The organism is Pedobacter sp. (assembly GCF_045627485.1).
Lineage (GTDB): Bacteria > Bacteroidota > Bacteroidia > Sphingobacteriales > Sphingobacteriaceae > Pedobacter.
Genome location: NZ_JAZQNU010000101.1, coordinates 1 through 3689 on the forward strand (window position 1 = coordinate 1; position 3689 = coordinate 3689).

Annotated in this window: 6 protein-coding genes; 5 read left to right on the forward strand and 1 reads right to left on the reverse strand. The window is 38.0% G+C overall.

The window, feature by feature from the left end; translation table 11 throughout:
• The 5 genes from ACR2F3_RS07850 to ACR2F3_RS07870 form a co-directional block, all read left to right on the forward strand.
• Nucleotides 1-1037 (forward strand): phytoene desaturase family protein (locus tag ACR2F3_RS07850; RefSeq protein ID WP_432709432.1); only part of this gene is annotated, 1037 nt, incomplete at its 5' end.
• Entirely contained in the window at nucleotides 1034-1870 is an 837-nt protein-coding gene (locus ACR2F3_RS07855) for a phytoene/squalene synthase family protein (RefSeq protein WP_432709433.1), read from the forward strand. The genes ACR2F3_RS07850 and ACR2F3_RS07855, both read left to right, overlap by 4 nt.
• A complete protein-coding gene (locus ACR2F3_RS07860) occupies nucleotides 1867-2376 on the forward strand; it encodes a hypothetical protein (RefSeq protein WP_432709434.1) in 510 nt (169 codons plus the stop codon). The genes ACR2F3_RS07855 and ACR2F3_RS07860 overlap by 4 nt, the downstream gene beginning before the upstream one ends.
• Nucleotides 2361-2897 (forward strand): isopentenyl-diphosphate Delta-isomerase, encoded by a 537-nt coding sequence (gene idi / locus ACR2F3_RS07865; RefSeq protein ID WP_432709435.1) that lies wholly within the window; start codon nucleotides 2361-2363, stop codon nucleotides 2895-2897. Before ACR2F3_RS07860 ends, idi begins: the two co-directional genes overlap by 16 nt.
• Nucleotides 2879-3331 carry a sterol desaturase family protein gene (locus ACR2F3_RS07870; RefSeq protein WP_432709436.1) on the forward strand — a complete coding sequence of 151 codons (453 nt, stop codon included), beginning with the start codon at nucleotides 2879-2881 and terminating at the stop codon, nucleotides 3329-3331. Before idi ends, ACR2F3_RS07870 begins: the two co-directional genes overlap by 19 nt.
• A 92-nt stretch (nucleotides 3332-3423) precedes the next feature.
• On the opposite strand, the gene ACR2F3_RS07875 is transcribed toward ACR2F3_RS07870, so the two are convergent.
• Nucleotides 3424-3633: a zinc ribbon domain-containing protein YjdM gene (locus tag ACR2F3_RS07875; RefSeq protein WP_196860451.1), complete on the reverse strand. Its 210-nt coding sequence runs from the start codon at nucleotides 3631-3633 to the stop codon at nucleotides 3424-3426.
• Between the last annotated feature and the right edge of the window lie 56 nt (nucleotides 3634-3689).

Genomic DNA, 3689 nt, shown 5'->3' on the forward strand with positions numbered 1-3689 from the left:
AATTTATGGATGCCGACCTGATTAAAGGAATATTCAAACTACAGGTATTTTCATCTTTCAGCAAACATGTTCGTAAATACTTTACGCACCCACATCTCATTGCCTTAATGGAGTTTCCTGTGCTATTTTTAGGTGCCACACCTGAGGATACGCCTGCGTTATACAGCTTAATGAATTATGCCGGTTTAAAATTAGGAACCTGGTATCCAAAGGGTGGGTTTGGTGAAGTAATCAATGCCATGAGTGCCGTTTGTGAAAAATTAGGGGTTACTTTTCACCTGAATGAAGCAGTGAGTCATATCCAGGTGAAAGAAAACCTGGTCAGCACACTAACCACCACCAAAAGAACCCGTGCTTTTGATGCCGTAATTGCTTCAGGGGATTATCATCATATTGAACAGCAATTACTATTACCTCATTACCGAAACTATAGTAACAGTTATTGGGACAAACGTGTTCTTGCCCCATCCTGCCTGATCTTTTACCTGGGGATCAAAACTCATGTACGGAGGCTGGAACACCATAACCTGTTTTTTGATGAAGATCTTAAGGTACATGCGAAGGAGATATACAGGGACCCGAAATGGCCTTCCAAACCGCTTTTTTACGTGTGTTGTCCATCAAAAACAGATCATTCAGTTGCTCCTGAAGGACACGAGAACATGTTTCTCCTTATCCCTATTGCTCCTGGTTTAACAGACAACGATGCTCAACGCGAAGTTTATTTTGACATGGTGCTCGACAGACTGGAAACCTATTGCCAACAGGACATCCGCAAGGATATAGACTATAAAAAGAGTTATTGTGTGCGGGACTTTGTGGCCGATTATAATTCTTATAAAGGCAATGCCTACGGTTTAGCAAATACCCTAATGCAAACTGCAAACTTAAAACCGTCAATAAGAAACAAAAAAGTTAGCAATTTATTTTACGCAGGTCAGCTTACCGTTCCCGGGCCTGGCGTTCCGCCATCGCTTATCTCAGGTAAAGTTGCGGCTAAAGAATTAATTAAACAGCTTAATCAATTTGCACGATGAAAGAATTATTTGACCAGCTGTCGGCCGAGTGCAGCAAAATTACCACAAGAAGATACAGCACCAGCTTCTCTTTGGGTATCTACTTTTTAAGTAAAAAAATTAGAGGGCCTATTTATGCCATTTATGGTTTTGTTAGATTTGCAGACGAAATTGTAGATAGTTTTCATGACTTTGACAAAAAATACCTTCTGGATAAATTTAAACAGGATTGTTTTGAGGCTATCGCACAGGGCATCAGTTTAAACCCTGTACTTAATTCCTTTCAGAAAGTAGTGAATGATTATCAGATTGAGCATTCATTAATTCACGATTTTCTGAAAAGTATGGAAATGGATCTGGAACCAGCGGTATATAGTCGAGATAAATATGAAAGTTATATTTTAGGATCTGCCGAAGTGGTTGGACTGATGTGCTTGCATGTTTTTACAGATGGCGATAAGGAATATTATGAAAGACTAAAACCCTTTGCCATGAAACTAGGTTCGACCTTTCAGAAAGTAAACTTTTTGCGCGATGTAAAGGCCGATTACCTTCAATTAAATCGCAACTATTTCCCTGGCGTGGATTTAGGTAATTTCTCTGATTATCAAAAGAAATGTATTGAAGAAGAAATAGAAGAAGAATTCAGGCAATCACTGATTGGCATCAAGCAATTACCTTTGTCATCACGAAGCGGGGTTTACCTCTCTTACATTTATTATAAAGAGCTTTTTAACAAAATTAAAAATATATCAGCAAATGAAATCATGGACAGACGAATTCGAATCTCCAATACTCATAAAATTGGATTGATGTTTGATTCGATGATTAGATATAAAATGAACTTTCTATGAAATTATTAATCTTATTTACGTTATTATTCAACCCTGCTATAAATATGAACAGGGCATCGCTTGTAGAAATCAGGAACCTGCTAATACAGGCGGCAGAGAGTAAAAAGGCCAATACACAGTTAAAAGCAGCATTGGCCCAATACCCGGAGAACAACCCGGTGATAAATGGATACCGTGGAGTTTCTACCATGATTGAAGCGAAACACATGTTTAATCCTATGTCAAGATGGAACAAATTTAAACAAGGTAGAGCCATGATGGAAGAAGCCATTGAATCGGACGTAAACAATTTCGAATTACGCTACCTCCGGTTCGCTATACAAACCAGTGTACCTGCGGTGCTAGGCTATTCAAAACATATTGAAGAAGATAAGAAGCTATTGATTTCACAGTTAGATAAAGTAAAGGATACTGACTTGAGAAATAGAACAATTAAATATTTAATGAGCACAAAATACTGTACTCCTGAAGAGTTGAATATGTTAAAGAAATGGAAGACCTCGTAATACTTGTAGATGAACGCGACAATCAGGTCGGTACAATGGGGAAATTGGAGGCACATTTAACGGGAAGTCTCCACCGTGCCTTTTCTGTCTTTATTTTTAATAACCAGCATGAGTTGCTCTTACAACAGCGGGCATTTGCCAAATACCATTCTGGCGGACTGTGGACCAACACGTGCTGCAGCCACCCTAAACCTGGCGAAACCTTAAGTGCCGCTGCAAACCGTCGCTTACAGGAAGAGATGGGCATGAAATCAGAGCTTGTTTATGGATTTCCTTTCACATATGAAGCAGCTTTTACCAACGATCTTATTGAACATGAATATGATCATGTTTTTTTCGGATATTCGGATATATTACCAGTGCCTAATCCTGAAGAGGTAGCATCCTATAAATATCTAAGTTTAACGGCATTGGAACAGGAACTCAACGTAAAACCCGAAGCCTACAGCGCTTGGTTAAAAATATGTTTTAAAAAAATGGTTGAATATAAAGAATTGAAATTATGGACAGCTGGGTTGTAAAAGTATTGGTGGTACTTGGTACGTTTGTATTCATGGAAGCCGTGGCCTGGTTTACTCATAAATATATTATGCATGGCTTGTGCTGGTTTTTACACCGTGACCACCACCAGAAAGATCATCCGGGGTTTTTCGAAAGAAACGATTTCTTCTTCCTTATTTTTGCCATCCCTGGAATTATCTGCCTTGCTTTGGGCAGCTTCTATGACGTTCAGCTAGCTTTGTACATTGGTATTGGAATAACCGCCTATGGCGCGGCATACTTTTTTGTGCATGATATCTTTATCCATCAACGTTTTAGGTTTCTAAGAAAAACCGATAATCGCTACTTTAAAGCTTTACGAAGAGCACATAAAATGCATCACAAACATGTCAATAAAGAACATGGTGAATGTTTTGGCATGTTATGGGTACCGCTAAAGTATTTTAAATCCTGAAGAACGCCAAATTCATCAATAACCATATTCTATGAACTTATTGAAATAGTAATAAAAGAAAAGAGGCTTAAGCCTCTTTTCTTTTATTACTATTATTGTTTTTTAAGAAACTCTGTTCTTAATACAATGCTTGTACCATCTACTTTACAATCTACTTCATCCGGATCGTCGGTTAACCTGATCCTTTTAACTACTGCACCCTTTTTAACGGTCATTGAAGATCCTTTTACTTTTAAAGTTTTCATCACCACTACTGAATCCCCATCGGAGAGCAGGTTACCATTTGCATCTTTAACTTCCATCACAATTTCCTAAGTATAAAACAAATTAATAATTATTTAACATTAGCAAATATAAA

Excerpts from the sequence above, each read along its gene's own strand:
- ACR2F3_RS07875 (WP_196860451.1), bottom strand. The coding sequence starts at position 3,633 with ATGGAAGTTAAAGATGCAAATGGTAACCTGCTCTCCGATGGGGATTCA.
- idi (WP_432709435.1), top strand. The coding sequence starts at position 2,361 with ATGGAAGACCTCGTAATACTTGTAGATGAACGCGACAATCAGGTCGGT.
- ACR2F3_RS07870 (WP_432709436.1), top strand. The coding sequence starts at position 2,879 with ATGGACAGCTGGGTTGTAAAAGTATTGGTGGTACTTGGTACGTTTGTA.
- ACR2F3_RS07855 (WP_432709433.1), top strand. The coding sequence starts at position 1,034 with ATGAAAGAATTATTTGACCAGCTGTCGGCCGAGTGCAGCAAAATTACC.
- ACR2F3_RS07860 (WP_432709434.1), top strand. The coding sequence starts at position 1,867 with ATGAAATTATTAATCTTATTTACGTTATTATTCAACCCTGCTATAAAT.